Origin of the sequence: Sphingopyxis sp., assembly GCF_035944815.1 — a bacterium.
Taxonomy (GTDB): Bacteria; Pseudomonadota; Alphaproteobacteria; order Sphingomonadales; family Sphingomonadaceae; genus Sphingopyxis.
This window is the reverse complement of the sequence record NZ_DASZAU010000002.1, coordinates 360,230-386,313: the sequence shown is the minus strand read 5'-3', so window position 1 is coordinate 386,313 and position 26,084 is coordinate 360,230. Positions and strand designations below refer to the sequence as shown.

27 protein-coding genes are annotated in these 26,084 nt (G+C 64.4%); 18 read left to right on the top strand and 9 right to left on the bottom strand.

Translation table 11 applies throughout. The annotated features are described in order from the left end of the window. The first annotated feature begins 1 nt into the window (after window position 1). From VGU00_RS02760 to VGU00_RS02745, 4 genes are all read left to right on the top strand, one after another. Window positions 2-1,339 (top strand): PQQ-binding-like beta-propeller repeat protein, encoded by a 1,338-nt coding sequence (locus tag VGU00_RS02760; RefSeq protein ID WP_327465256.1) that lies wholly within the window; start codon window positions 2-4, stop codon window positions 1,337-1,339. Between the two features lie 42 nt (window positions 1,340-1,381). Next, on the top strand, window positions 1,382-2,770 hold the full coding sequence (gene der, locus VGU00_RS02755) for a ribosome biogenesis GTPase Der (RefSeq protein ID WP_327465254.1): 1,389 nt from the start codon (window positions 1,382-1,384) through the stop codon (window positions 2,768-2,770). Beyond that, complete coding sequence (locus tag VGU00_RS02750; RefSeq protein ID WP_327465252.1) at window positions 2,760-2,984, top strand: sulfurtransferase TusA family protein; 225 nt, start codon at window positions 2,760-2,762, stop codon at window positions 2,982-2,984. The genes der and VGU00_RS02750 overlap by 11 nt, the downstream gene beginning before the upstream one ends. 115 nt (window positions 2,985-3,099) lie before the next feature. Continuing rightward, a complete protein-coding gene (locus VGU00_RS02745; protein WP_327465251.1) occupies window positions 3,100-3,504 on the top strand; it encodes an Hpt domain-containing protein in 405 nt (134 codons plus the stop codon). Here VGU00_RS02745 and VGU00_RS02740 read toward each other — a convergent pair. Next, window positions 3,501-4,748: a DUF418 domain-containing protein gene (locus VGU00_RS02740; protein WP_327465249.1), complete on the bottom strand. Its 1,248-nt coding sequence runs from the start codon at window positions 4,746-4,748 to the stop codon at window positions 3,501-3,503. The two genes, VGU00_RS02745 and VGU00_RS02740, sit on opposite strands and share 4 nt — an antisense overlap. A 140-nt stretch (window positions 4,749-4,888) precedes the next feature. On the opposite strand from VGU00_RS02740, the gene VGU00_RS02735 reads away from it, so the two are divergent. Next, window positions 4,889-5,668 (top strand): Coq4 family protein, encoded by a 780-nt coding sequence (locus tag VGU00_RS02735; RefSeq protein WP_327465247.1) that lies wholly within the window; start codon window positions 4,889-4,891, stop codon window positions 5,666-5,668. A gap of 48 nt (window positions 5,669-5,716) precedes the next feature. Here VGU00_RS02735 and VGU00_RS02730 read toward each other — a convergent pair whose 3' ends face one another. Further along, window positions 5,717-6,364 (bottom strand): flavodoxin family protein, encoded by a 648-nt coding sequence (locus VGU00_RS02730; protein ID WP_327465245.1) that lies wholly within the window; start codon window positions 6,362-6,364, stop codon window positions 5,717-5,719. 136 nt (window positions 6,365-6,500) lie between these two features. Here VGU00_RS02730 and VGU00_RS02725 point away from each other — a divergent pair, with 136 nt between their 5' ends. Continuing rightward, a complete protein-coding gene (locus VGU00_RS02725; RefSeq protein WP_327465243.1) occupies window positions 6,501-6,839 on the top strand; it encodes a helix-turn-helix domain-containing protein in 339 nt (112 codons plus the stop codon). Between the two features lie 6 nt (window positions 6,840-6,845). Here the strand turns inward: VGU00_RS02725 and VGU00_RS02720 are convergent, their stop codons facing one another. From VGU00_RS02720 to VGU00_RS02705, 4 genes are all read right to left on the bottom strand, one after another. Next, window positions 6,846-7,583 carry a DUF72 domain-containing protein gene (locus tag VGU00_RS02720; RefSeq protein ID WP_327465241.1) on the bottom strand — a complete coding sequence of 246 codons (738 nt, stop codon included), beginning with the start codon at window positions 7,581-7,583 and terminating at the stop codon, window positions 6,846-6,848. A 119-nt stretch (window positions 7,584-7,702) separates the two neighbouring features. Next, complete coding sequence (gene purL, locus VGU00_RS02715) at window positions 7,703-9,946, bottom strand: phosphoribosylformylglycinamidine synthase subunit PurL (RefSeq protein ID WP_327465239.1); 2,244 nt, start codon at window positions 9,944-9,946, stop codon at window positions 7,703-7,705. Between the two features lie 83 nt (window positions 9,947-10,029). Continuing rightward, window positions 10,030-10,326 (bottom strand): hypothetical protein, encoded by a 297-nt coding sequence (locus tag VGU00_RS02710; protein WP_327465237.1) that lies wholly within the window; start codon window positions 10,324-10,326, stop codon window positions 10,030-10,032. 131 nt (window positions 10,327-10,457) lie between these two features. Beyond that, complete coding sequence (locus VGU00_RS02705) at window positions 10,458-11,111, bottom strand: hypothetical protein (protein WP_327465235.1); 654 nt, start codon at window positions 11,109-11,111, stop codon at window positions 10,458-10,460. 82 nt (window positions 11,112-11,193) lie between these two features. On the opposite strand from VGU00_RS02705, the gene VGU00_RS02700 reads away from it, so the two are divergent. From VGU00_RS02700 to queA, 5 genes are all read left to right on the top strand, one after another. Beyond that, entirely contained in the window at window positions 11,194-11,457 is a 264-nt protein-coding gene (locus VGU00_RS02700) for an exodeoxyribonuclease VII small subunit (RefSeq protein ID WP_327465233.1), read from the top strand. Window positions 11,458-11,462: 5 nt separating this feature from the next. Further along, window positions 11,463-12,383: a polyprenyl synthetase family protein gene (locus VGU00_RS02695; protein WP_414713484.1), complete on the top strand. Its 921-nt coding sequence runs from the start codon at window positions 11,463-11,465 to the stop codon at window positions 12,381-12,383. After that, window positions 12,383-12,889, top strand: coding sequence for a pantetheine-phosphate adenylyltransferase (coaD, locus tag VGU00_RS02690; protein ID WP_327465231.1), 507 nt, complete (start codon window positions 12,383-12,385; stop codon window positions 12,887-12,889). Before VGU00_RS02695 ends, coaD begins: the two co-directional genes overlap by 1 nt. 109 nt (window positions 12,890-12,998) lie before the next feature. Beyond that, complete coding sequence (locus VGU00_RS02685; RefSeq protein WP_327465229.1) at window positions 12,999-13,781, top strand: peptidylprolyl isomerase; 783 nt, start codon at window positions 12,999-13,001, stop codon at window positions 13,779-13,781. A gap of 23 nt (window positions 13,782-13,804) precedes the next feature. Continuing rightward, entirely contained in the window at window positions 13,805-14,881 is a 1,077-nt protein-coding gene (gene queA / locus VGU00_RS02680) for a tRNA preQ1(34) S-adenosylmethionine ribosyltransferase-isomerase QueA (RefSeq protein ID WP_327465227.1), read from the top strand. Here the strand turns inward: queA and VGU00_RS02675 are convergent. Next, complete coding sequence (locus tag VGU00_RS02675) at window positions 14,860-15,612, bottom strand: MerR family transcriptional regulator (RefSeq protein WP_327465225.1); 753 nt, start codon at window positions 15,610-15,612, stop codon at window positions 14,860-14,862. The two genes, queA and VGU00_RS02675, sit on opposite strands and share 22 nt — an antisense overlap. Window positions 15,613-15,699: 87 nt before the next feature. Continuing rightward, on the bottom strand, window positions 15,700-16,356 hold the full coding sequence (locus tag VGU00_RS02670; RefSeq protein WP_327465223.1) for a helix-turn-helix domain-containing protein: 657 nt from the start codon (window positions 16,354-16,356) through the stop codon (window positions 15,700-15,702). Between the two features lie 618 nt (window positions 16,357-16,974). On the opposite strand from VGU00_RS02670, the gene VGU00_RS02665 reads away from it, so the two are divergent. From VGU00_RS02665 to VGU00_RS02645, 5 genes are all read left to right on the top strand, one after another. Beyond that, a complete protein-coding gene (locus VGU00_RS02665; protein ID WP_327465221.1) occupies window positions 16,975-17,469 on the top strand; it encodes a hypothetical protein in 495 nt (164 codons plus the stop codon). A 76-nt stretch (window positions 17,470-17,545) separates the two neighbouring features. Then, on the top strand, window positions 17,546-18,199 hold the full coding sequence (locus tag VGU00_RS02660) for a hypothetical protein (protein ID WP_327465219.1): 654 nt from the start codon (window positions 17,546-17,548) through the stop codon (window positions 18,197-18,199). 112 nt (window positions 18,200-18,311) lie between these two features. Continuing rightward, complete coding sequence (locus tag VGU00_RS02655; protein ID WP_327465217.1) at window positions 18,312-19,166, top strand: molecular chaperone; 855 nt, start codon at window positions 18,312-18,314, stop codon at window positions 19,164-19,166. 10 nt (window positions 19,167-19,176) lie between these two features. Continuing rightward, window positions 19,177-21,729, top strand: a complete 2,553-nt coding sequence (locus VGU00_RS02650; protein WP_327465215.1) for a hypothetical protein — start codon at window positions 19,177-19,179, stop codon at window positions 21,727-21,729. 40 nt (window positions 21,730-21,769) lie between these two features. Beyond that, window positions 21,770-22,645 carry a hypothetical protein gene (locus tag VGU00_RS02645; protein ID WP_327465213.1) on the top strand — a complete coding sequence of 292 codons (876 nt, stop codon included), beginning with the start codon at window positions 21,770-21,772 and terminating at the stop codon, window positions 22,643-22,645. Between the two features lies 1 nt (window position 22,646). Here VGU00_RS02645 and VGU00_RS02640 read toward each other — a convergent pair whose 3' ends face one another. Further along, the gene (locus VGU00_RS02640) at window positions 22,647-23,066 is read right to left on the bottom strand and encodes a hypothetical protein (RefSeq protein ID WP_327465210.1); all 420 of its coding nucleotides are present in this window, start codon (window positions 23,064-23,066) and stop codon (window positions 22,647-22,649) included. A 246-nt stretch (window positions 23,067-23,312) separates the two neighbouring features. Here VGU00_RS02640 and VGU00_RS02635 point away from each other — a divergent pair, with 246 nt between their 5' ends. After that, on the top strand, window positions 23,313-25,502 hold the full coding sequence (locus VGU00_RS02635; protein WP_327465208.1) for an EAL domain-containing protein: 2,190 nt from the start codon (window positions 23,313-23,315) through the stop codon (window positions 25,500-25,502). Between the two features lie 61 nt (window positions 25,503-25,563). Next, window positions 25,564-26,052, top strand: a complete 489-nt coding sequence (locus VGU00_RS02630; RefSeq protein ID WP_327465206.1) for a hemerythrin domain-containing protein — start codon at window positions 25,564-25,566, stop codon at window positions 26,050-26,052. The last annotated feature ends 32 nt before the right edge of the window (window positions 26,053-26,084 follow it).

Genomic DNA, 26,084 nt, shown 5'->3' with positions numbered 1-26,084 from the left:
TATGCGGAAAGCGCACTACGGAATTTATGCGGCGGCGTTGCTGGCACTGCCGCTCGCGGGCTGCGGCGTGTTCAAGGGCGATGGCGGGCCCAAGACGCCGACCGTCGGCGATCGCGTGTCGATCCTGTCGAACGACAACAGCATCAAGGTCGATACGGCGACTGCCGGCATAGCGGTCGTCCTGCCCGAACCGGCGGTCAATGCCGCCTGGTCGCAATCGGGCGGCAACGCGTCCAAATCGATGGGCCATCCGGCGCTGGGCGCGACGCGCGGCCAGCTGTGGCAGGCCAATATCGCGGGCAGCAATAACAAGCAGCGGCTCGCGGCTTCGCCCGTTGTTGCCGACAATCGCCTGTTCGCGGTCGGCACCGACGCGGTCGTGTCGGCCTTTTCCGCCGATACCGGTGCACAGCTGTGGCGGACATCGATTGGCAGCACAGGCAAGGATTACAAGGATTCGCTGTTCGGCGGCGGTGCCGGGGTCGACGGATCGGTCGTCTATGCGACGAGCGGCGCGGGCGATGTCGCGGCGCTGAACGTCGCCGACGGATCGGTGATCTGGAAGGTGAAGCCCGCGGGGCCGCTGCGCGGCGCACCGACGATTGCCTTCGGCGGCGTCTATGTCGTCAGCCAGGACAACCAGATTTTCGCGCTCAATGCGACCAATGGCGCGGTGCTGTGGCAGGCGACCGCGTCGCTCGAACCGGGCAGCGTTTTCGGTGCCGCATCGCCCGCGGCGGGGCAGGGGACGATCGTCGCCGGCTTCTCGTCGGGTGAGGTTCAGGCCTATCGTTACGAAAACGGCCGCGACCTGTGGGAAGACGCGCTCGCGCGGACGTCGATGGCGCTGTCGGTGTCGACGCTGACCGACGTCGATGCCGATCCGGTCGTCGACCGCGGCCGGGTTTTCGCGCTGGGCCAGGGCGGACGCATGGCGAGCTATGAACTGCTCACCGGGCAACGCAGCTGGGAAATTTCGATCGCCGGCATTTCGACGCCCTATGTCGTCGGCGAGTGGGTCTATGCGATGACCGACGACGGCAAGCTGCTGTGCGTCGCACGCGGAACTGGCAAGGTTCGCTGGATCCAGCAGCTTGCACGCTTTCGCGTCGAGACCGAAAAGAAGAAGAAGGACCCGATCCGCTGGACCGGACCGATCCTCGCGGGCGGCCGCCTGATTGCGGTGAACAGCGAAGGGTCGTTGCAGGAGTTTTCTCCGACCGACGGCTCGCTGCTGGGATCGACCGATTTCAAGACGCCTCTGTCGCAGCCGCCGATTGTGGCGAACAATATTTTGTACGTCCTCGCGGACGACGGGAAGATCACGGCCTGGCGCTGATACGGCGTCCGGGCCGGGGCGGCCCGGTGTAGGAATAGGGACATGTCGCGATTCGCGACGATTGCCATTGTGGGCCGGCCCAATGTGGGCAAATCGACGCTGTTCAACCGGCTGGTCGGCAAGCGTCTGGCGCTGGTCGACGACCAGCCCGGGGTGACGCGCGACCGGCGAGAAGGCGACGGCAAGCTGCTCGGGCTCGAATTCCGGATCGTCGACACCGCAGGGTTCGAGGATCATGATGCCGCGACCCTGCCCGGCCGGATGCGCGTGCAGACCGAAAAGGCGGTGCGCGAAGCCGACGCCGCCTTGTTCATGATCGACGGCCGCGCGGGCGTGACCCCGCTCGACGAGGAAATCGCGCGCTGGCTGCGCAGCGAGGACACGCCGATCATCCTGCTCGTCAACAAGGCCGAGGGGAAGCAGGGCGAAAACGGCCTGATGGAAAGCTATTCGCTCGGCTTCGACAATCCGATCGCACTCAGCGCCGAGCATGGCGAGGGCGTCGTCGACCTGTTCGACGCGCTGCGCCCGATCGTCGAGGCTTATGATGCGGCCGAAGCCGAAGCCTTGCCGCCCGCGATCGAGGGCGACGAGGCCGAGGATGCGCCGCTCGGCCCGATGAAGCTGGCGATCGTCGGGCGCCCGAACGCAGGCAAGTCGACGCTGATCAACCGCATGATCGGCGAGGACCGGCTGATCACCGGCCCCGAGGCGGGAATCACCCGCGATTCGATCCGCGTCGACTGGCAATGGGAAAAGGACGGCGAAGTCCACGAAATCCAGCTGTTCGACACCGCGGGCATGCGCAAGCGCGCCAAGGTCGTCGACAAGCTCGAGAAGCTGTCGGTCGCCGATGCGCTGCACGCGGTCGACTTCGCCGAAGTCGTCGTGCTGCTGCTCGATGCGACGAAGGGGCTGGAGGCGCAGGACCTGCGTATCGCCGACAAGGTGCTGCAGGAAGGACGCGCGCTGATCGTCGCACTCAACAAATGGGATATCGCCGAGGATCCCTCGTCATTGTTCAACGGCGTGCGCGCCGCGCTCGACGACGGTCTCAGCCAGGTGAAGGGCGTGCCGGTGCTCAGCATCTCGGGCGCGACGGGCAAGGGTATCGACACGCTGGTCCGCGTCGCGTTCGAACAGCGGGACATCTGGACCAATCGCGTTTCGACCGCCCGGCTCAATCGCTGGTTCGAAGGCGCGGTCGACAGCAATCCGCCCCCGGCACCCGGCGGCAAGCGCATCAAGCTGCGCTATATCACGCAGGCGCGGACGCGGCCGCCGACCTTCGTCGTCTTCGGTTCGCGGACCGATGCGCTGCCCGGCAGTTACGAACGCTATCTCGTCAACGGCATGCGCAAGGAGCTGGGATTCCAGGGCGTTCCCGTGCGCCTGAATTTCCGCAATTCGCGCAACCCTTATGACGAATAATGTGTCGGCGCTGGTCGTCGACGCGCGGGGGATGCGCTGTCCCTGGCCGGCGCTCCGGCTGGCGCGGGCGATGCGCGATACGGCCGAGGTCGTGCTGATCGCCGACGATCCGCAGGCGGGGCGCGAAGTCGCCGCGCTTGCGACCGAGCATGGCTGGCGTGTCGAGAGCGACGCCGCGGCGGATGGTGCGGGACGCTGGCGCGTTTGCCGCTGACCCGAAACGGGGCATTTTCATTGCCGGGCGGTCCGTACCGTAACGTCTTTTTTACCCAACTTGGGCATGGATCGGCTGGGACCACGGCCGAATTTGAATACCAAGGGATAAAGCATTGGACGAAATCCTGGTCGATTGGGATGAGTTTCGCGCGACGCGCACCCAGTTGGGCGCCGCGTTCGTACGGATTCTCGGCTATTTTCGCGAAGACGGCACCAAATCGGTGGCGGCGATCGAAGAGGCGATGCGCGCCCGCGATGCCCGCGGACTCGTGATGCCCGCGCACACGCTGAAAAGCGAAGCGCGTCAGTTCGGCGGCGAAAGACTGGGGGCGCTCGCCGAGGATATCGAGATGTTTGCGCGCCACTGCGTCGAAAGCCAGGTCAGCCCCGAGGAATATCTGCCGCGCGTCGTCGCGCTGCGCCCGCTGTTCGAGGAAACGCTGGGTGCGCTGGAGCGCGAGGCGAATCCGCTCGTCCAGCGTCGTCCGGCCGGCTTCGATCGCGCCATCGGTTTCTAGGCGCGGGCTACCTTGCGCATCGGCTGAAGCCGCCAGCGCGACAGGCTGCGCCAGATCCATTCGAGCGGCCCATAGTTGAAGCGGTCGAGCCACGGCTTCGACCAGAGCAGCATCGCTGCCCACATGCCGAAGCAGAAAAGATAGAGCGCGGTGCGCCCGACGCTGCCGAACAGCCCCAGCCCATAGCCGTAGAAGATCGTCGTCATCACGATCGAGGTGGCGAGATAGTTGGTGAAGGCCATCCGCCCGGTCGCGGCGAGGCGCGCGCGGACCGCCTCGCTCGCCGCGGTCCGGATCAGCAACATGATGAGCGCCGCCCAGCCGATCGTGGCGGCGATGTCGAACGGCATCGATAGCGACAGCGACGCGCCAAAGGTCGAAACCGCGCTGAAGCCATTGGCATATTGATAGCGGGCAAGGCCAACGAGCGGGGGTATGGCGATCAGGAAGCCGATCACCGCCCATTTGCGGTAGCGCGCAGCGTCCCATTCGCCGGTCAGCATCCGCGACTTGAAGAGCGCCATGCCGATCAGCATCAGGCCCATCGTTTCCCACAGGAACATCAGCGCCTGGATAAAGGGATCAGTCGCCTTCGGGCCCAGTTTTTCGGCGACGATGCTGCCGTAGCTGCCGAGGTGGGTCGCCACATCCTTTGCATAGCTCGCGGCATTTGGTCCCATGTCGGCGTTCAACCGGGCGAGATCGCCCTGCGCCTGCGCGACCGCCTCGGGCGGCAGCTTTCCGGCTTCGGCGAGCGCAAACATCAGCCAGCCGCCGCCGAGGAAGGCGATCGCGACAAGGAAAAACAGGAGCGCCCAGACGACCAGCGCCTTCACCGACAGGTTGCGGAAAGCGAAGAGTATCAGGCCGCAGAGCGCGTAGAGGAACAGGATGTCGCCGAACCAGATGAAATAATAATGGATGAGGCCGAAGAGGCCGAGCCAGAACATGCGCGAATAATGCGCGCCTGCAGCGCTCCGCCCGCTCGCTGCGGCGCTTTCGATCACGAGCAGGGTGCTGGCACCGAACAGGATCGAGAACAGGCCGCGCATCTTGGAATCGATGAAAACGAAGCTGAAGAACCAGGTCGCGAGGTCGAGATCGCCGACCGGTCCGCCCGCCAGCGGATTGGTATAGGCAGAAAAGGGCAGGGCAAAGGCGAGGATGTTCATCGCCAATATGCCCATCACCGCAACGCCGCGGATCGCGTCGAGGCTTTCGTATCGCGTCGATGCCGTGGTCATACCGCTTTCCCTTCGCCCATATCGGCACGGCGTATCGTGCGCCGCAAAAGGCGTCGAGGGCTTTCGGCGTTAAACGGTTATTGACATCTATGTCAGTAATGCTATCTGCACAGCATCACCTGATTCGAACGAGAACAGCCATGACCCCGACCATCTTCTCCCACCCCGACCGTCAGATGCCGAAGTTCCGCCCGTTCAAGGCGTTCCAGCACTTCCGCAAGCTCATCAAGGACAAGGAAGACACCGAACAGGTCTTCCACATCTTCGAAAATCTGCCGCGCAAGGGTTTCATGGATGATGCGCGCGCCTTCGTGACAAGTGACTTTGGGCGAAAGCTGATGGAGCGCGAGCCCTATCTGCCCGACCTGCTCGACGATCACAGCTGGATCGACGCGCTGCCCGAGGGCAGCGTCGGCCATGCCTATGTCACCTTCATGCGCCGCGAGGGCCTGTCGGCCGCCGGCCTCGTCGCCGAAAGCGACAAGATGGGCCGCCCGCAATATGACGATCAGGTGCAATGGTATTCGAACCGCCTGCGCGACACGCACGACCTGTTCCACATCCTCACCGGCTATGGCCGCGACGCGCTCGGCGAGCAGTGCGTGCTCGGCTTCACCTATGGCCAGACGGGCAATTACGGCAATGCCTTCATCGCCTATGCCGGCGGCTATGAGGTGAAGCGCAGCATCAAGAGCGACGCGCCGGTGATGGGCGCGATCCGTCAGGGCCAGCGCCACGGCAAGGCGGCGAAGGCGATCATCGAGCAGGACATCCGCGCGCTCCTCGCCGAACCGCTCGACGCCGCGCGCGCGCGCCTCGGCATCGGCGAGCCGACGCTCTACCAGGAAGCGCACCGCGCCTATCGCAACCGCGGGATCGACCCGTACAACTTCCTCGCGGCGAAAGCCGCGATGGCCTGAATTGCCCCCGGCGAAAGTCGGGGCCAACCCGTACCCGGTGGCCAGCGCTCAGCGCGCGCTTTCGGGCCAGACGCGCGGGCTGCGCGGCGTTTCCAGCCTGTAATCCGAATAGGATCGCGAAAATATCTCGCGGCCGAGGCGTTCGGCGTCGCCCACCGGGTTCGCCGGATCGTTGCGCACCTCGCCGCGGCTGTTGCCGGCGCCGCGCACGACGCCGACAAAGTCCGAACCCGTGTAGCGCGAAAATTCCTGAATCTGGTGGACGATACCGAGCGCCACGCCGGGATAGCTCTCCTCGGATGCCAGCACCAGCCCGAGCCTTTTGCGCGCCATCGCCGCCAGCGCGTCCGTCGATCCCGGATAGGAGGCCGCATAATAGCAAAAGCTGCGGTCGAAGAACGCCTTGATCTGCGCGGACACGCCGTACCAATAGATGGGCGAGCAGAAAATCACCCCGCGCGCGGGCAGGAACTCGTCGAAGAACAGGGCGCGATAGGGGTCGTCGATCGCGCATTCGCCGTCGGGCCGGCGGCACTGGCGGCAATCGCGCAGGAACCCTCCGATATGGTCGTCGAGAAATCGCAGCGTGACCTCGCTGCCCGCCGCCTCGGCGCCGCGCCGGACGGCGTCGGCCAGCGTTGCGCTGTTGCCGTTCCGGCGCGGGCTTCCGACGAGAATAAGCAGTTTTTCGGACATAGGGACCATTCCTTTCGCGTCGGGTCCGGCGAAATTGCCGCGCCCGATTGATCGCGACGAGGTGGCGTGTTAATTTCTAATGATCAATTACCGACTATTTTATCAGGTACTTACCATTTGGTAAAAATAGGCAGACATGACGACACGTAATCAACCCTATAATGACGGCCTCGGGCCGGTGTTCGGGATTATCGGCGGGAAGTGGAAGGCGCTGATCCTCTGGGAGCTGCACGACACACCCGTCCGCTTCGGCGCGCTCAAGCGTCGCATCGCCGGGATCAGCGAAAAGATGCTGATCCAGCAATTGCGCGAGATGGAGGCCGACGGCCTTGTCCACCGCGAGATGTTCCATCAGGTCCCGCCGCGCGTCGATTATTCGGTCACCGCGCTGGGGGCATCGCTCAACGAGGCGCTCACGCCGCTGTGCGAATGGGGTAAAAGCAACCTGCAGCCCTTGGCCGCCGGCGATCGGTGACACCGATCAGGCGAGTTTCGCGATCAGCGCCTGAGCCGCGGCCGGATTGCGGACCTTCGCGCCGGCAATGAAGAAGATATAGACGTCGCGGTCGCCCTCCGCCCAGTCCCTCGCGCGCTTGGCCCATTTGTCGAGCGCCTTGGCGTCGTAGCCGGTTTCGATATCCTCGTGCGACCGCTGGAGCCGCGCATAGGTGAAATCGGCGGTCTGTTCGTCGATGCACGGGAATTCGTCGCTGTCGGCAAAGACGATCGCCATGTTCCGTTCGCGGACCATCTCGACGAAGGCGGGATCGCGGAAGCTTTCGTGCCGCACCTCGATCGCGTGGCGCAGCTTCAAACCATCCTGCGTTTCGGGGAGCAGGTCGAGGAAGCCCGCGAAATCGTCGCGATCGAACTTCTTCGTCGCCATGAATTGCCAGTGGATCGGACCGAGCCGGTCGCCGAGCCGCGTCAGCCCCTGCGTCAGGAATTTCTCGATCGATTCCGCCCCGTCGGCGAGGACCTTCCGGTTCGTCGTGAAGCGCGAGGCCTTGACGCTGAACTTGAACCCGTCGGGGACCGACGCCGCCCAGTTCGCGAAGCTCTCGGGCTTCTGGCTGCCATAATAGGTGCCGTTGATCTCGATCCCGGTGAGGTGCTGCCCGGCATATTCGAGCTCGCGTTTCTGCGGATGCTTGTCGGGATAGAAAGTCCCGCGCCAGGGTTCGAAGGTCCAGCCGCCGATACCGATGTGGATGCTCATATATCACCACCTGTCCCGTTCGTGCTGAGCTTGTCGAAGCACAGTTCTTTCTTGGCCACGGCTAAAGAAAGAACGGGCCTTCGACAAGCGCAGGGCGAACGGGAATTGGGCGGACAGACTTATGCCAGCGCCGCGTCGGCTCCCATCAGGTTCGGGAAAAAGCCTTCGTGGGCTTCGCGCAGCTCTGCAAGCGTCACCTGATGGTCGCTGCCCTCCAGTTCGAAGACGATGCGGTCCTTGATCGTGCGGCCGACGGGGTCGACAGGCACGTCGGCGCGGCCGGCGGCGTCGAGGAAGTCGGCGAGGCAGGTGTCGCAGACGGTGACAAGATACAGCCCCTGATCCTCGCCGAAGAAGCTTTCGGCGACGCCGAAGGGCTGTTCTTCGCTGACGAGCACGCCGATGTTCGACTTCAAGGCCATTTCGGCGAGCGCGACCGCCATGCCGCCGTCGGACACGTCGTGGCAGGCGGTGATCCAGCCGGCGTTGATCGCGCCGCGGATGAAGTCGCCGGTGCGCTTTTCGGCGCGCAGGTCGACGGGCGGCGGCGGGCCTTCCTCGCGGCCGAGGATTTCGCGCAGCCACACCGATTGGCCGAGATGGCCGGCGCGTTCGCCGACGGCCATCACGATGTCGCCGGTGCGCTTGAAACCGATGCCGACCGCGCGGTTCAGGTCGTCGATCACGCCGACGCCGCCGATTGCAGGGGTGGGCAGGATCGCGCTGCCGCCGCCGGTCGCCTTGCTCTCGTTATAAAGGCTGACATTGCCCGAGACGATCGGATAGTCGAGCGCGCGGCACGCCTGCGCCATACCGTCGAGGCAGCCGGTGATCTGGCCCATGATCTCGGGGCGCTGCGGGTTTGCGAAGTTGAGGCAGTTGGTGATCGCCAAGGGCGTGGCGCCGACCGCGCTGATGTTGCGCCAGGTTTCGGCGACCGCCTGCTTGCCGCCCTCGACCGGGTCGGCGTAGCAATAGCGCGGGGTGCAGTCGGTCGACATGGCGAGCGCGCGGTTGGTGCCGTGGATGCGGACGAGCGCAGCATCGCCGCCGGTCTGCAGCGTGTCGGCGCCGACCTGGCTGTCATATTGCTCGTAGATCCAGCGGCGGCTGGCGATATCGGGGGTGCCCATCAGCGTCTTGAGGTCCGCGGCGACATCCTGCGTTTCGGGAACGTTCGTCAGTTCGGCCTGCTTCGGCGTCGGGACATGCGGGCGGTCGTAGAGCGGCGCATCGTCGGCGAGCGGCGCGAGCGGGATGTCGCAGACGATCTCGCCATGATGTTCCAGCACCATGCGGCCGGTGTCGGTGACGGTGCCGATGACCGCGAAGTCGAGTTCCCATTTGTGGAAGATCGCGGCGGCGAAATCCTCACGGCCGGGCTTCAGCACCATCAGCATGCGCTCCTGCGATTCCGAGAGCATCATCTCATAGGCGGTCATGCCGGTTTCGCGCTGCGGCACATCGTCCATCTTGAGGTGGAGGCCGACGCCGCCCTTCGACGCCATCTCGACCGACGACGACGTGAGGCCCGCGGCGCCCATGTCCTGAATCGCGACGATCGCGTCCGACGCCATCAGTTCGAGGCAGGCTTCGATCAGCAGCTTTTCGGTGAAGGGATCGCCGACCTGCACGGTCGGACGTTTTTCCTCGGCATCCTCGCCGAAGTCCGCTGATGCCATCGTCGCGCCGTGGATGCCGTCGCGGCCGGTCTTCGAGCCGACATAGACGATCGGATTGCCGACGCCCGATGCGGCCGAATAGAAGATCTTGTCCTGTTCGGCGACGCCGACCGTCATCGCGTTGACGAGGATGTTGCCGTCATAGGCCTTGTGGAAATTGACCTCGCCGCCGACCGTCGGCACGCCGACGCAATTGCCATAGCCGCCGATGCCGTGGACGACGCCCGAGATGAGGTGCTTCATCTTCGGATGGTCGGGGCGGCCGAAGCGCAGCGCGTTGAGGTTCGCGACGGGCCGCGCGCCCATGGTGAACACGTCGCGCAGGATGCCGCCGACCCCGGTCGCCGCGCCCTGATAGGGCTCGATGTACGACGGATGGTTGTGGCTCTCCATCTTGAAGATCGCGGCGAGCTTCTTGCCGTCGGGCCCTTCGCCGATGTCGATGACGCCGGCATTTTCGCCGGGGCCGCAGATCACCCAGGGGGCTTCGGTCGGCAGCTTCTTGAGGTGCAGGCGCGAGCTCTTATAGCTGCAATGCTCGGACCACATGACCGAGAAGATCCCGAGTTCGACAAGGTTCGGCTCGCGCCCGATCGCGTTCAGGACGCGATCATATTCCTCGGGCGAAAGCCCATGCTCGGCGACGATTTCGGGGGTGATGGCGGGCGCTTGCTGAGTCATGGCGCGCCTTTAGCCGGGTAGGCGCAAAACGAACAGACCCCATGATGCTTTTTGCACCACGGGGCCTGTGTCGGAGAGCGGGATCAGCGCGAGGCGAGGGTGGCAGCGGGTTTCACGAGCGGCTCGACATCGCGCAGCGCAAAGCTGACCTGCTGCGAGCCGACGGTGCCGCGCACGCGATGCTGGCCGACGCGGAGCGTGAACGGCTTGCCGGTGCGTTCCTCGACACCGCTGATGACGCGCGTGTCGCCCACCTTGGTGACAGTATAGCTGTAGGTGGCGCCGTCATGCTCGAAACGCTTGACGGCTTCGTCCTTGGCGAGCGCGGCGGTTGGCGCCAGCGCGAACAGGCCGAGGGCGGGGAGGATGAATTTTTTCATGATGCAAGTCCTTGTCGATTGAACAAAACTTGCCTTCGAGCCCCTCTCTTCTTGTGCAGTGCAGCATGAGCGGCGATCGCGCCGCCAGCAATTGCAAAAAACAGAAACGCGATTGCGCCGAAGCAAATGGGTCAGCGGACAGCGATCCGCCGGTTGGCGCCCGCCCATGCCGCGGTACCCGATAGCAACGCATAGGCGAAGAGCATCGTCGCCGGGACGGCGAGCGAATAAACGGGCTCTTTCGGCCCGAACCAGTCGGCAGCCTGCGCAAAGGCCAGCAGCCCGGCGAGAACCCATAGCCGGGGGTTGCCGCCCGATGCCGCGGTGCGGCGCAGATAATAGACGAAGGCCCCCCCAATGAGCGCGACCTCGAGCGGCATCGCGATCATCGGGTGATCCCACAGGCCAAGCCCGAGCTTCGGCGGCATGCCGTAGAGTGTCAGGTCGGGGATATGGACGAGAAGATCGATGAACCAGTGCGAGACGACGACAAGCGCGGCGCCGATGGCGGCCTCCCTGCGCCTCGTCGCGAACCAGACGATGGCGCCGAAAATCTTCGCCCAGATCAATGTGCCGAGCAGACTGTGCGTATAAGGCATCTGATGCAGGTCCATCGGGTTCATCGCGGTGATGCCGGGGACGAAGCGCATCGCCTCGATCCCGGGGATGAGCAGCGCGGCGAAAAGGATGTCGACGAACTGCGCAGCGACAAACAGCGTACCGAGCCCCGCCGCCTTCGGTCGGGCCGCAACGATCAGCGCCGGGGCGAAATGGCCGATGAACATGGCGCGAGCCTATCGCGGCGCGGTGCGACGTCAAGCTCGACCGCACTTGACCGCGGGGGGGCGAAGAGGCCAAAGCAGGGCGATGACGGACACCCCCGAAACCGCTGCTGCCACCTCGATCGCGTCGCTGTCGTTCGAGGCCGCGATGGGCGAACTCGAAACGATCGTGCGGCGCCTCGAAAGCGGCGATGTCAGCCTCGAGGAATCGGTGACGCTTTACGAGCGCGGCCATGCGCTGCGCGGCCATTGCGAGGCGCGGCTTGCTGCGGCGCAGGCGCGGATCGAGCAGGTCAGCCTGGGTGCCGATGGCCGGCCGGCGGGAACCACGCCCTTCGGCGAAAGCTGATCGCGGTGACGCTCGTCGAAAGCGAAGTTTCGCGCGGGACGCAATTGCTCCTTTCGGCGCAGGCCGATGTTGCCGCGGGGATCGACCGGCTGTTCGATCAGCTGCTCGCCGTGCCCGCCGACCCGCGCGGTCCGCTCTACGAAGCGATGCGCCATGCCGCCATCGCGGGGGGCAAAAGGCTGCGCCCGCTGCTCGTGCGCGCCGCCGGCGACCTGTTCGACGTCAACCGCGACCTCAGCCTGCGTGTCGGCGCGGCGGTCGAGGCGATGCACGTCTATTCGCTGATCCACGACGACCTGCCGTGCATGGACGATGACGACATGCGCCGCGGCAAGCCGACGGTGCACCGCGCCTTCGACGAAGCAACCGCCGTGCTCGCGGGCGATTCGCTGCACGCGCTCGCGTTCGAATGGCTGTGCGACCCGGTGACCAGCGCCGATCCCTTCGTGCGCGCCGAACTTTGCTGCGAACTCGCGCGCGCCGCCGGACCGGCGGGCATGGCGGGCGGGCAGATGATGGATCTCGCCGCCGAAACCTCGAATTTCGACCTGCCGACGGTGACGCGGCTCCAGCAATTGAAGACCGGCGCGTTGATCGCCTTTTCGGTCGAGGCGGGGGCGATCCTTGCGCGCATCCCGGCCGAAGGACGCACCCCGCTGCGCGGCTACGCCCGCGACATCGGGCTCGCCTTCCAGATCGCCGACGACATCATGGACGTCGAAGGCGACGAGGCGCTGGCGGGCAAGGCGCTGCACAAGGACGACGCGGCGGGCAAGGCGACCTTCGTCACGCTGATGGGGCTCGAACGCGCGCGCGAACAGGCGGGGATGCTCGTCGAACAGGCAATTGCGCATCTGGGCGGCTTCGGCGAAGAGGCGGCGCTGCTGCGTGCGATCGCGCGCTATGTCGTGGAAAGGGACCGTTGATGCGGGTGGGGGTTTATCCGGGGACGTTCGATCCGATCACGCTCGGCCATATGGACATCATCCGCCGCGGCGCCAAGCTCGTCGACCGGCTGATCATCGGCGTGACAACCAACATCGCGAAATCGCCCCTGTTCGACGACGACGAGCGGATCGCGATGGTAAAGGCCGAGGTCGCGGGACTCGACGGCGACATCGAGGTCGTCGGCTTCAACTCGCTGCTCATGGATTTCGCCGATGCCCAGGGCGCGTCGATCATCGTGCGCGGGATACGCGGCGTCACCGATTTCGAATATGAGTATCAGCTGACGGGCATGAACCGCCAGCTCAACGACCGCGTGGAAACGGTCTTTTTGATGGCCGATGTCAGCCTCCAGCCGATCGCGTCGCGGCTGGTCAAGGAAATCGCGATCTTTGGCGGCGACATCCACAAATTCGTGACCCCTGCGGTGCGCGAGGCGGTGGTCGACCGCATCGCCGAACGGGGGCTGCTTCAGGGCGAGCGCTGATACCGATCATTGAGCGTTCAGCTTTTTCCAGCTAGGGCGCGCCGGACAGGGCGCAAATCCCGGTACATTTTGCAGAGGCCGTTCCAGCATGACATTTTCCTTCCGCCCCATGATTTTCACGGCGATGGCGTTCGGTCTCGCGGCTGCGGCCGTGGCGCAGGAGGCGCCGCCCGCGCCTTCGCCGAATCCGGGGGAAAGCCAGCCGGCCCCGCCAGTCGAGGCGCCCGCTCCGGTTGATCCGGCCCCGGCTCCGGTCGCCCCCGCCGCGGCCGATGCTGCGCCGGCGACGGAAGTGCCCGCGGTGCCCGCGATGACGCCCGACCAGTACATCAATAACCCCGAATATATGCTGAACCTCGACCTTTCGACGGGCGGCCGCGTCGTGATCCAGCTCTATCCCAATGTCGCGCCGAACCACGTCGATCGGATCAAGCAGCTCGCGCGCGCGGGCTTTTACGACGGGATCAAGTTCCACCGCGTGATCGACGGCTTCATGGCGCAGACGGGCGATCCGACCGCGACCGGGCAGGGTGGCTCGCAGCTTCCCGACATCAAGGCCGAATTCAACCCGACGCCGCATTTGCGCGGTACGTTGTCGATGGCGCGTGCCGAGAGCGAAGACAGTGCGAACAGCCAGTTCTTCATCATGCTTCAGCCGCGCTTCGCGCTCGACCGGCGCTACACGGCGTTCGGCCGCGTCGTGTCGGGCATGCAATATATCGACGCGATCCATAAGGGCGAGCCGCCCGAAGTGATGTCGCGTATGGTGCAGGTGTCGGTGGCCGCCGACAACAAGCCGATGCCGCCGGCGTCGATGCTCGCCGAAACGGTGCCTGCGCCCGCCGCGCCGGCCGTGACGGTCGACGAACTCAACGCGCCGATCAAGCAGTAAGCGCGGGGACGCGCAGGCAAACCATGCGCGTCGACGCCTTCGATTTCGATTTACCCAGCAAGCGTATCGCGCTGCGTCCTGCGCGTCCGCGCGATGCGGCGCGGATGCTCGTCGTCGACGGCGGTGCGATGGTCGATGCGGGCGTTGCCGACCTGCCCGAATGGCTGTGCGCCGGCGACTGCCTCGTCTTCAACGACACGCGCGTGATTCCGGCGCAGCTCGAAGGCCGCCGGGACGCTCGAGATGATGGCGCGCAGAGCGCGCCGGGGGCCAAAATCGGCGCCACGCTGCACAAGCGCATCGACCTACGCCGCTGGCAGGCGTTCATCCGCAACGCCAAGCGGCTTCGCGTCGGCGAGACGATCGATTTCGGCATGGGGGTCGAGGCGCTCGCCGAAGAGCGGCTCGCCGATGGCAGCTTCATTCTCGCCTTTGCCGGCGACGAGCCGGTCGAACTGCTGCTCGAACGCGCGGGGACTATGCCGCTCCCGCCCTATATCGCGGGCAAGCGGCCGACCGATGCCGACGACCGCAGCGACTATCAGACGATGTTCGCGAAAGAAGACGGCGCGGTGGCGGCGCCAACCGCGGCGCTGCACTTCACGCCGAAGCTGCTCGAGGCGCTAGCCGCCGCCGGGATCGCGACCGAGACACTGACGCTGCACGTCGGCGCCGGCACCTTCCTGCCGGTGAAGGCCGACGATACCGAAGACCATGTCATGCACGCCGAATGGGGCCGGATCGACGCCGACACCGCCGCGCGGCTCAACGCAGTGCGCGCGGCGGGCGGGCGCGTGATTGCGGTCGGGACCACCAGCCTGCGCCTGCTCGAAAGCGCGGCGCTGGCCGATGGCACGATCGCGCCGTTCGCAGGCGACACCGCGATCTTCATCACCCCCGGCTATCGCTTCAAGGCGATCGACGGGCTGATGACCAATTTCCACCTGCCGCGCTCGACCCTGTTCATGCTGGTCAGTGCGCTGATGGGGCTGGAGACGATGCAGGCGGCCTACGCCCATGCCATCGAAAGCGACTATCGCTTCTACAGCTATGGCGATGCCAGCCTGCTGCTTCCGCGTCAGAGCGACCGGTCGGCATAAACCGCCATCGCCGCCGCGATGAATTCGGGACATCCCGGTAATTTGTCGTCGTCATAGGTGCCGCGGAATTCGGGATTCTCGACATAATAGCGGCCGAGGCCCCGGAACGCTTCGGCATCGGGCGTCCAGCTGTGCGATACCCAGTGATAGTGGCGATCGGTGACGGCCTGTACCGCGCCCGATGCCGGATCGGCACCTTCGCGGAACAGGCGCTGGAAATCGGCGCGGATCGTTTCCATTTCGGTCTGGATCGCCGCGACCTGTTCCTTGCTGAACGATCGCGCCTTTGCCTGCGCGGCCACAACGGCGTCCTTGCCCCAGAAGGTCTCGGCCTCGCGCTGCCAGCGGTCGCGCGTTTCGGGGGCGATGCCCGCGTAATAGTCGTTGTCTTCCATATGCTCGTCCTTTTCCAATGATGCGATCGTGCGATCGATGGTGCGGATGAGGGTCCGGTAGTGGTCGATCCGGCCTTCGAGCGCGGCGCGGTGCTGGCGCAGCGCCGCGAGCGGATCGAAGGCGGGGTCGTCGAGCACGGCGGCGATCCCCGCCAGCGACAGGCCGAGCTCGCGGTAAAAGAGGATCTGCTGCAGCCGCAGCAATTCTTCCCTGCCGTAATAGCGATAGCCATTGGCGCCGACATGACCGGGCTTCAGCAGGCCGATCGCATCATAATGATGCAGCGTCCTGACGCTGATACCCGCCGCTTTCGCGACCTGCCGAACCGTCCGCATTCACCGTCTCCTCATCACGGGGACGAGCCTATCGGGGATCACGCAGCGTCAGGGTCAAGCGCCTTTTACGCCGGTTCGTGTGGCCGTTCAGATTTCGATGACGATCTTGACGTTGTCGGGGCTGACTTCGGCCGCCTTGGCGATGTCGTTTTTCGCGCGCGCGACGACGTCGCCGAGGCTTTCGGCCTCGTCGAGACCGAGCAGTTCCGCCAGTTCGACGCCGAGCAGGACCGCCAGCGCCTCCATCCGGCCGGCCTTGGGGCGCGCCTTGTCCTGCTCCCATGCCGAAATCGACGGTTCGCTGACGCCAAGCTGCCTCGCGATCTGCGATTGGGTCAGTCCTCTTGTCGTGCGCAACCGTTGCAGCCGGATGCCGAAGCTTTCGGCCTGCGGCGCGGGCAAGGCGCTGCTGTCCGGCCCGACAACGCTGCGCAGTTGCGCGGCGCTGAGCGTCGCGGGCGATACAGGCGTATCGAACTGGCAGCCATAGATGCGCGCGCTCGTCCAGATGACCTTGGCCCAGGTCGCGCCGGCGTGGGGCAATCCGATTTCGATCCGGTCGCCGAGTTCGAGCGCGACCTCGCTTTCGATCAGGAGTCCGGTTGCCGAAATATTGTGGACCTGCACCGCGACATCGTCGCCGGTCGCCTTTGCGCCCTGCAATTGCAGCCGGAGCGTATGGCGCGCATTGCGCGGCTTGCCGCGCGATACGTCGCCCGCGTCTATATATGCCGGAATTGCCATCACCATGCCTAGTCGGGCCGACGGCGTTAAGGGAAGGTTACCGGCGTCACAAATGCCATGCGACCATATGAGCCGTCGCGGCGACCGCCGCCGGTGCGTCGGGGCAAAGAGCCCGGCAAATCGAAAACGACTCGCCGCTCCCCGATCCAGCCTTCGGGCGGTCGAAACCTGTCCGGGAAGCCCGATCATCCGTCGCCGGCGATGAAATTAGCTTTTGACTAAGTCCGGACAATGCCGCGTCGCGCGGAAGCGTCCCGCACGGAGGTTTTGGCACTTGTTGTGACACAAGTTGCTGAGATTGCTAACTTTATGCAGCGGGCTGCGGATTTAATCTTTTTCCGGCCGCTGTCTCAAAGGGGAACAGGGCGTGCCGGCCCGAGGCGGGCGCGGCGAATCCTAAGCGCCCGGGATTGCTTATGTAAATAATTTGTTTATTTTCCCAAACAGATTTGAACGATTCTTTGTCCACCGGGGGGTGGGCGTACAGGAATTGGGCCCGCGACGTGCCTTGGACCAACAAGGGCATCGCTTGCGGGATTGGGGGGTTTTTTGGCCTATAGCTACCGTCAGGTCGTGGCGCGATTCGGCGCGACTGCAGCATTTTTGCTGTTGTCGGCCGTGGCAACCACAGCGAACGCCAAGGAAAGCGCGGCTGCTTTCGACGGCGTGTCGATCAACGTCGTTTTCGCGGGCCATATCACGGCAAAATGCTCGGTCGGCGGCGGCGGTACGATCAGCCTCGGCGAACTGGCCGGCGACAAGCAGGCCACGGCGCGCTTCGACGTCGGGTGCAACGTCCCCTTCGAAATGATTTTCCGGTCGGCATCGGGCGGGATCGCCCATGCCACGCGGCCGCAGGGCGAGGGCCCCTATGTCGGTCTCGTCCCTTACCGGCTGGGCGTGACGGTTCCGGCGCTGTCGCCGTTGCCGACACAACTCCACGCCGATTTCACCAGCAATCAGATGATCGCAGGCGCCTCGCTCAACAGCGGCGACGCCATTGCAGCCGGGGGCGGCGAAATCCGCCTCCAGACGGAAATGACGCAGGGCCGCGATCTGCTCGCCGGCCAATATGTGGATTCGATCACGATCGTCATCAATCCGCGCGTCTGAGAGATGCTGGCGCGCGAAGCCAGTAGGGTCGTTTGTAAGTAAGTGCATGTAAGTAAATGAGAAAGGGAGTAGTAAAATGAAGTTTTCGCATCTGATTATCGCCGCATCGGTTGCCGCGCTCAGCAGCACCGCCGTGTCGGCCCAGACCACCGTTGCAAACGCAACCTATGTCAATCCCGCCAACCCGGGCAACGTCGGCACGGCAAGCTCGTCGGAAACCGCCGACTTCACGATCCAGGGCACCGTCAGCCAGGCTTGCGTCCTCGGCGCCGGCGGCGACCTGAACGACGTCAACTTCGGCACGATCGGCATCTATGCCGACGCGACGAGCACCGTCGAAAACGTCTTCACCTCGGTCGGCCCGGCAAACGGTCACACCCGCACCAACCTCGCGGGCTGCAACACCGCGAACCGCATGACCGTCCGCAAGGGCAATGGTGTCGACGGTCTGCGCAACACCACCAACACCGGCGGTTACGACAGCAACGTGTTCCAGGCGAACATCCCTTACTCGATCGCCGCCCAGTACACGGCCGGTGCCGTCGGCACGCTCGTGCCGCAGGCTTCGATCAGCCAGTTCTCGGTCAGCACGACCGAAGACCAGGACTTCAAGGAAAATGCTGCCTGGAAGTCGGGTGCGGCGTTCCGCATCGACATCTCGGATCCGACGAAGGCGCTGGTTGCCGGCACCTATTCGGACACCGTGACGGTTGAGCTGGCTGCCCTCTAAGGCGCTGGAAAATAGATGTCGTGGGGGACGTAATGTCCCCCCGGCATTTACATTTGGGGGAGGGGGATGTGCGGGCATGCTTCGCATGAAAAGCCCCTCGCGCGAGGGGTAAATGGCGAAATTCCGGCTGACGGGCCTTTTCACGAAACTGCGTCTCGGCGCGGTTCTTCTCGTTCTGGGCATCATCGCTTCGACATCGGCGCTCGCGATGCGGGTTTCGCCGATGGTGTCCGAATTGTCGACATCGGGTGGCGGCGCCGTCGCGCGTATCGAGGTCGGCAATGTCGGCTCGGTATCGATGCCCTTCGAAACCAAGATCACCCGCATCGATTTCGATGAAGACGGCAAGCTGGTCGAAACGCCCGCCGACGAGGATTTCATAACCTTCCCGCCGCAGGGACTGGTTCCGGTATCGGGCCGGCAGGTCGTCCGCGTCCAGTGGATCGGCCGCCCCGACATTCCGACGTCGCAGGCCTATTATCTGTGGGTCCGCCAATTGCCGGTCGAAACGAACCCGCAAAAGATCCAGGGCACCGACGCATCGGTGTCGATCGACATTCTCTACACCATGAAGGCGCTGATTGTCGTCGCCCCGCCGGGTGCGAAGCCCGAAGTCGAGGTGGCGTCGCTGGTGCCCGAAATGGTCGTGCCGCCCGCACCCGACATCGACCCCTCGCTGCAGGCCGCAACGCCTGCCGAGGCCAAGGCGCCCGAACCGCAGCCCGGTCTGAAGGTTGTCGTGGTTAACAAGGGCAAGCGCTACGCGCTGATGAGCGGTGCGAAATGGGTGCTCACCGCGACGACCGCCGATGGCAAGCCGTTCGAACGCACCTATGGCAATGAGGAAGTGGCACAGCTTGTCGGCGTGGGCTATCTGGCGCCCGCGGGCGGCAAGCGCAGCTTCTCGATTCCGACCGGTGCAGCACTCGATCCGGCCAAGCCGATGACGATGCGATTCATCCGGTGAGGCGCGGGTGGTGAGGACCTGGGTCCGCGCCGCGGGCAGCGCGATCGCGATCAGCGTCGGGATGCTGGCTGCGGGCCATGCCTCGGCATCGAATGCCGCGCAGCCGGCACCGCCTGCCATGAATTTTGCCCAGAGCGCGGTTCCCGCTGCGCCCGAAGCGGCGCGGCGCGCCGACATCAACCCCTATAATCGCGATATCGAGATTACCGCCCCGCTCCAGTTCAACCGGCGGATATTGGGCGAACTGCCCGTGTTGCTGACTGCCGACGACCGCTTCGTCGTGGGCACCGAAGGCTTTCTCTCGCTGATCGGCCCGCTGCTGACCTCCGACGCGCAGGCCGAACTGCGCGCGGTCCTTGGCGACAAACCGCGTTTCCTGCCCGAAGAGGTCGCCGCGTCGGGGATCCGGCTCGAATATGATCCCGAGCAGCTCGCGGTCCTCGTGCTCAAGATCGCGCCCGAAAAGCGGTCGGTCGAAATTCTCTACCAGAACCGCCAGGCCGAAGAGCCCGGCGACCCGCCCGTGCCGTTCAGTGCCTTCATGAATATCAGCACGACCGTCTCGCGCCTCTCGCAGACCGGCAATATCGAAAAGCCGGAGCTGTTCCTGAACGGGGCCGTTCGCTACAATAATCTGGTCTTCGAAGGCGATGCCCAGGCACGCCGCGATTTCTTCACCGACAAATACCGGGTCGAACGCCGCTACGCGCGACTGGTTTACGACCAGCCGGAGCAGGCGCGGCGCTGGTTCCTCGGCGATCTCGAGCCCGAGACCCGCGGGCGCCAGAGCTTCCTCAACATGGGCGGGATCGGGGTGGTGCGTCAGCGCCAGCGGTTCGATTCGTTCCGCAACAATGTCCTGTCGGGCGGCCGGCGGCTCGTGTTGCAGGAACAATCGACCGTCCGTGTCATGCGCAACGGCATCTACCAGCGCGAGTTTACGCTCGATCCGGGGCAATATGATATTTCGAACCTGCCGCTCGATACGGGCAGCAACAATATCCAGCTCGAGGTCCAGGGCATCTCGGGCGCGCGCGAAACCTTCGACTATCAGGCCTATCTCGATACGATCGACCTCGAACCTGGCGACTATGAATATGGCGCCTATGTCGGCGTTCTCGACGACGGCGGGTTCGGCAATCCCGATTATTCCAGCGGGACGCCCGTTTTTACCGGCTTCTGGCGAAAGGCCTTTCTGAATCGGCCGGCGATCGGTTTTGGCACGCAGCTTTCCGAAGATGTCCAGAACATCACCGGGCAAACCCAGTTCCTGCTGGCGAACAGCGGCCGCATCCGCCTCGATGTCGGGGGCAGCCACAGCAAGACCGAGGGAACGGGGTTCGCCGCGACGGTCGGCTATGATCAGATCATCGGGGGGGCAACGGGCTATGACACGTTGACCGTCGTTCTCGACTATACGTCGCGTAACTATGCGACGGTCAGCTCGATCGAGGGTGTCAACCCGATCTCCTTCAATCTCAGTGCCGCCTACACCAAGCGTTTCTCGCACAAGCTGTTCGCGAGCACCAATGTCTCCTATCGCAAGAGCCGGAGCCCGCTGTTCGACGATTCCTACAGCATTTCCTCGACCGCCAACTACCGGTTCAACAAGGAATGGACGCTTCAGTTCGGCGCCGAATATGTGAAATCGGGCTTCCCGAACGGGTTCGGCCGCAACAATGGTTTCGGCGTCACGGTCGGGCTGATCTGGCAGCCGAGCTATAATCGCCGTGCCGAGGCGCGCTATAATTCGCTGCGCAACAATGGAAGCGCGCGGTACCAGAAGACCGTCGACAACCGCGCCGGCTCGTTCGGATATTCGCTGGCGAGCAACTATAACGACGGATCGACCTCGATCGGCGGACAGCTCGACTATGTCGGCAACCGGTTCGACGCGAACCTCACGCACACGGTGTTTGGCGAAAACTTCGACAACATCGGCGACAATCAGGTGACGACGCTGCGCGTCGGCAGCTCGATCGCCTATGCCGGCGGGAGGGTCGCCGTCGGACGCACCATCAACGACAGCTTTGCGCTCGTCTATCCGCACAAGACGCTGAAGGACCGGCAGGTCATCGTCGGCGACGCGCTGGAGGGCGGCACCTATGTCAGCAAGAGCGGCGCGCTCGGTCCGGCGGTTCAAAATTCGCTGACCGCGTTCCTCAACCAGTCGGTCCGCTACGATGTGATCGACCCGCCGCGGGGTTATGATATCGGCGACGGGGTCAAGCGCGTGCGACCAGCTTACAAGAGCGGCTATGTCATCGAAGTGGGAAGTGCCGCGTTCGTCAGCGCGATCGGGACGCTGAAAGGCCGCGACGGCCAGCCGCTCAAGCTGGTCAGCGGGATCATGCGACGCACCGATCGCGCGGATGCGAAAGAAGAGCCGTTCTTTACCAATACGGTCGGCCGCTTCGCTATCGCCAAGCTGGAGCCCGGGGTCGAATATAATGTACAGTTCCACTCCGGCGGCCACAGCGGATTTACGTTCAGGGTGCCGGAAGACAATGACGGGCTGTTGGATCTCGGCATCGTCGAACTCGGGCGCAGGGAAGGCCAGTAACATGACGACATCGCGCAAGACTGGAAGGAGCCGGCCGCTTTTGGGCGCCGCCGCCGTTTGCGTCGCGGCCCTTGTACCGGTCGCCGCGCAGGCGGCGTGTACGCTGTCGGTCGAGCCGGTGCAGGATCAGTTGATCATCCGCCATAATCCGCTCGAGGATGGCGCTGCCTTCGGCACCGTCGAGATCAATATCGTCAATCGGGGCGATGGCGAATGCGTCGGGCGTTTGGGGGCGTTGCTGCGCGGCGAACCCTATGGCTTCCGCTCCGACAACGGGACGGCTGCGATCCCCTACCAGCTCGTCGACGAAAAGGGCAGCAACGACATCACCCCGCGGGCCGGCCGGAACATCCAGGGTATGGGCGGTCGGCTCATCCGCCTGATGCCGGGCGAACGGACCTTGGAATTGCTGTCGATCGCCGCCGCACCCGACAGCGCCACCTCGCAGGGCCGCTACACGCAATCGCTCGACCTGACGGTGTCCGGGGACGACGGCATGTTGCTCGGCACGAGGCCGCTGACGCTGGGGATCGACGTCCTGCCCGCGGCGATGATCGGCCTGAAGGGCCAGCTTGCGCGCGCGCGCGGTACCAATTCGGTCGATCTGGGCGAACTGGTCCCGGGGACGAAGGACCTTCCGATCACGCTTTATGTCATTTCGACGGGGGGGTACCGGGTATCGGTCGTCTCGGAAAACCAGGGCCGTCTCAAGCATGAAAATGCCGCGTGGTACGTCGACTATCGGCTGCGGATGGGCCGGTTCGACCTCGATCTGACATCACCGGCCGGCTTCGAAATCGTGTCGAACCGGGCGCGTTTCGACAATTATCCGGTCAGGATCGAAATCGGCGAAACCGCCGGCAAGCGTGCCGGCGGCTATATGGATACGGTGACCTTTACGGTCGCGGCGCTGTAAATCAGATCGGCTGGATCGTCAGCGACAGCGTCAGCGGCGTTTCCAGCGACACCTGATCGAAACGATAGGCGATCTGCTGGATGCGCGGGCCATATTCGCGGTGCACCTCCTGCATGCCGAGGGCCGACAGCTCGACGGTGCTGTCGCCGTAGAGAAGGCGGGCGCGTTCGGTCTGCGCCAGCGGGCGGTACTGCGCCGAGACCATATAGCCCGACGCGTTGTTGCACCCTTCGGTCACCAGACCCGGCGAATTGCCGAGCGCGTCGGCATGAATGCTATGATTGACCCAGCATGCCATCGGCACCGTTGCGGTAACCTGGAACGTTCCGCTGGCCTGCTGGCTCGCCGCCGCAGCCGGCGTCGACGCGAGCAGGGCCGCAACGCAGCCCAGCTTCATCACATTATGTATCGCAGTCGCCATTTCACGAAAGCCCCTACAAGTTCGGGGTCCTCATAGCGGGCAAGTAGTTAATGCCCTGTTCTCCCATTTTGGTTAACAAAAGCTGCCAGAAATGCCGAAAACCTGCATGGCGGCACCGCGCTGGCGGTGGCGAGGCCGGTCGGGATACGCGGCGATGCTGTCCCGCTCTGGCACTTCCCATTTACCCTATCGCAAGGGATTGGGGGCATAGCGGCCCAACTGTGGGGATCAGCAAGAGTTTGATTGATGGACATTCCATCGCGGATGGATACCGGCGACCGGGGGGATGACAGTGCCGAAGAAGGCCAGCGCGGCTTTTTTGGCATGATCGGTTCACGCATCGGCAAACAGCGCGGCGATGTCGCGCCGAACCTGCATACCCGCGAAGCGTTGCTCCTGCTCCAGAATTACGAGGAAAGCGGCCAGGGATGGTTCTGGTCGACCGACGCCAAGGGGCGGCTGACCTATATCACCGATTCGGTTGCGCGATTGATGGGGCGGACGCGCGCCGGACTGCTCGGCACGTTGTTCACCGACCTGTTCCTGCCCGTCGACAGTCACGGCGAACGCCAGCGCACCTTGCCCTTCCTGCTCACCAGGCAATCGAAATTCGAGGAGTTGCCGCTGCGCAGCGCGTTCGAGGGCGACGACCGCTGGTGGGCGATATCGGGGCGGCCGCAGTTCGATGGGGACAAGTTTACCGGCTATCGCGGCAGCGGTACCGACATCACCGCGCAGCGCCGCTCGGCTGAAGATGCCTCGCGGCTTGCGCTTTATGATTCGCTGACCGGACTCGCCAATCGCTTCAACATATCGAAGAAGCTCGACACCACGCTCGCCGCCTTTTCGCAGCAACAGCGATCGTGCGCGATCATGCTGCTCGACCTCGACCGGTTCAAGCAGGTCAACGATACGCTTGGCCACCCGGCGGGTGACGCGCTGCTGAAACAGGTCGCCGAACGGCTGCTCAAGATCGTCGGCGACAAGGAAATGGTCAGCCGGTTGGGCGGCGACGAATTCCAGATCATCCTTCCCGACGTCGAAGATCGCGGCAAGCTCGGCGATATGGCGGCGGACATCATCGCCAGCCTGTCGCAGCCCTATTCGGTCGAGGGGAGCCGATGCATCATCGGCGCATCGGTTGGGGTGGCGATCGCGCCGTTCGACGGAAGCAGCAGCGACGATCTTGTCCGCAACGCCGATCTCGCGCTCTACGCCGCGAAGGGCAACGGCCGGGGCCGGTTTGCCTTTTATTCGAGCGACCTTCATCAGGCGGCCGAACAGCGCCGCGCGCTGGAGGATGATCTGCGCGACGCGCTCGCGCGGGGCGAGATGGAACTGAGTTACCAGCCCGTCGTCCATTCCAAGTCAAACGTCGTGACGGGGGTCGAGGCGCTGGTCCGCTGGACGCATCCCGATCGCGGTCTGATATCGCCGGGCCTGTTCATCCCGATCGCCGAGGAAGCCAACCTGATATGGCAACTCGGCGAATGGGTGTTGCGCAGGGCGTGCGACGACGCGTCGCGCTGGCCGGGCGAGATGCGCGTGGCGGTCAACGTTTCGCCGATCCAGTTCGCCAATCCCGACCTGCCGAAAATTGTCGCCAACGCACTCGCCGCCACCGGTCTTGCCCCCGACCGGCTCGAACTCGAAATCACCGAGAGCGTGTTCCTGGGCGATTCGGCAGAAACGAGCCGTATGTTCAAGGCGTTGAAAGCGCTCGGGGTCCGCCTCGCTCTCGACGATTTCGGCACCGGCTATTCGTCGCTCGGCTATCTGCAATCGGCGCCGTTCGACAAGATCAAGATCGACCAGAGCTTCGTGCGTGGTGCGACCGAACCCGGATCGCGTAATAGTGCGATCATCGCCGCGATCGTCGCGCTGGCCGAGGCGCTCGAGATGGAAACGACCGCCGAGGGGATCGAATCGCTCGACCAGCTCGACCTGATCCGGAAACTGAACGTCAGCCATGTGCAGGGCTATGTCTACAGCAAGCCGGTCCCGCAGGCAGAATTGCTCGAACATGCCGAGGCGGGATCGTGGACGATCAAGCCCGCCGGCCCCGCGCGCCAGCGCAACGATCGCTTTTCGCTGTTCCGCAAGGTCGGCGCGGTTCACGACAACCACCGCTATAATGTCGTGATCCGCAACCTGTCGGCGACGGGGGCCTTCATCGAGGGCATATTGGACGTGCCGGTGGGTACGCGTTTCGTCATCGATTTCGGCGAGGGGCAGCTCGTCACCGCGACCGTCCGACGTTCGATGAAGCACCAGCAGGGCGTCGAGTTCGAACAGACGATGGTCAGCGACGGGAATGGCGGGCTGTGCACGCGGCACCGCGTCTCGCCCTATCTGATCGCGGCGGCGGCGCAGCAGACCGACAGCGCGCTCGCGCTGCCGTCCTTCACGACGACGAGCGACTGGAAAGCCGCCTGACGCTGGAACCCGGCGCGGGCTGACCCGTTTTGTCTTCGACCGCAACCGGACGGAGACGAACATGAGCCAGACCAAAATCTTTGCGCGGCTGAAGGCCGATCACGACCGGCACCGCGAACTGCTTGACCGGATCGACGCGACGCAGGGCGACAGCGACGAACGTCGCTATCTGTTCGAGACTTTTCGCGTCGAAGTGACGGCGCACGCTGCGTCCGAGGAAATGTCGCTCTACGCGACGATGCTCGCGAACCCGGATCTGCGCGACGAGGCGCAGCACAGCGTCGCCGAGCATAAGGAGATCGAGGATTTCCTGACCGAACTTTACGAAATGGATTTTTCCTCGACCGGCTGGCTCACGCGTTTTCGCACGATGAAGGAGCGTTACCTCCACCATATCGACGAGGAGGAGGAAGAGATGTTCCCCGAGGCCGAAAAGGGGCTGTCGGAAGCGAAGAAGCGCGAACTGATCAAGATATTCGAGAAGGAAAAGCCGAAGGAAAAGGCCAAGGCGGCCGAAGAGGAACCGTCGAGCGAGCACGCGAAGGCCTGAACGCCCGCCCTCGACTTTCGGTGCATGTCCCG

Excerpts from the sequence above, each read along its gene's own strand:
- VGU00_RS02760 (WP_327465256.1), top strand. The coding sequence starts at position 2 with ATGCGGAAAGCGCACTACGGAATTTATGCGGCGGCGTTGCTGGCACTG.
- der (WP_327465254.1), top strand. The coding sequence starts at position 1,382 with ATGTCGCGATTCGCGACGATTGCCATTGTGGGCCGGCCCAATGTGGGC.
- VGU00_RS02750 (WP_327465252.1), top strand. The coding sequence starts at position 2,760 with ATGACGAATAATGTGTCGGCGCTGGTCGTCGACGCGCGGGGGATGCGC.
- VGU00_RS02740 (WP_327465249.1), bottom strand. The coding sequence starts at position 4,748 with ATGACCACGGCATCGACGCGATACGAAAGCCTCGACGCGATCCGCGGC.
- VGU00_RS02735 (WP_327465247.1), top strand. The coding sequence starts at position 4,889 with ATGACCCCGACCATCTTCTCCCACCCCGACCGTCAGATGCCGAAGTTC.
- VGU00_RS02730 (WP_327465245.1), bottom strand. The coding sequence starts at position 6,364 with ATGTCCGAAAAACTGCTTATTCTCGTCGGAAGCCCGCGCCGGAACGGC.
- VGU00_RS02725 (WP_327465243.1), top strand. The coding sequence starts at position 6,501 with ATGACGACACGTAATCAACCCTATAATGACGGCCTCGGGCCGGTGTTC.
- VGU00_RS02720 (WP_327465241.1), bottom strand. The coding sequence starts at position 7,583 with ATGAGCATCCACATCGGTATCGGCGGCTGGACCTTCGAACCCTGGCGC.
- purL (WP_327465239.1), bottom strand. The coding sequence starts at position 9,946 with ATGACTCAGCAAGCGCCCGCCATCACCCCCGAAATCGTCGCCGAGCAT.
- VGU00_RS02710 (WP_327465237.1), bottom strand. The coding sequence starts at position 10,326 with ATGAAAAAATTCATCCTCCCCGCCCTCGGCCTGTTCGCGCTGGCGCCA.
- VGU00_RS02705 (WP_327465235.1), bottom strand. The coding sequence starts at position 11,111 with ATGTTCATCGGCCATTTCGCCCCGGCGCTGATCGTTGCGGCCCGACCG.
- VGU00_RS02700 (WP_327465233.1), top strand. The coding sequence starts at position 11,194 with ATGACGGACACCCCCGAAACCGCTGCTGCCACCTCGATCGCGTCGCTG.
- coaD (WP_327465231.1), top strand. The coding sequence starts at position 12,383 with ATGCGGGTGGGGGTTTATCCGGGGACGTTCGATCCGATCACGCTCGGC.
- VGU00_RS02685 (WP_327465229.1), top strand. The coding sequence starts at position 12,999 with ATGATTTTCACGGCGATGGCGTTCGGTCTCGCGGCTGCGGCCGTGGCG.
- queA (WP_327465227.1), top strand. The coding sequence starts at position 13,805 with ATGCGCGTCGACGCCTTCGATTTCGATTTACCCAGCAAGCGTATCGCG.
- VGU00_RS02675 (WP_327465225.1), bottom strand. The coding sequence starts at position 15,612 with ATGCGGACGGTTCGGCAGGTCGCGAAAGCGGCGGGTATCAGCGTCAGG.
- VGU00_RS02670 (WP_327465223.1), bottom strand. The coding sequence starts at position 16,356 with ATGGCAATTCCGGCATATATAGACGCGGGCGACGTATCGCGCGGCAAG.
- VGU00_RS02660 (WP_327465219.1), top strand. The coding sequence starts at position 17,546 with ATGAAGTTTTCGCATCTGATTATCGCCGCATCGGTTGCCGCGCTCAGC.
- VGU00_RS02655 (WP_327465217.1), top strand. The coding sequence starts at position 18,312 with ATGGCGAAATTCCGGCTGACGGGCCTTTTCACGAAACTGCGTCTCGGC.
- VGU00_RS02640 (WP_327465210.1), bottom strand. The coding sequence starts at position 23,066 with ATGGCGACTGCGATACATAATGTGATGAAGCTGGGCTGCGTTGCGGCC.
- VGU00_RS02635 (WP_327465208.1), top strand. The coding sequence starts at position 23,313 with ATGGACATTCCATCGCGGATGGATACCGGCGACCGGGGGGATGACAGT.
- VGU00_RS02630 (WP_327465206.1), top strand. The coding sequence starts at position 25,564 with ATGAGCCAGACCAAAATCTTTGCGCGGCTGAAGGCCGATCACGACCGG.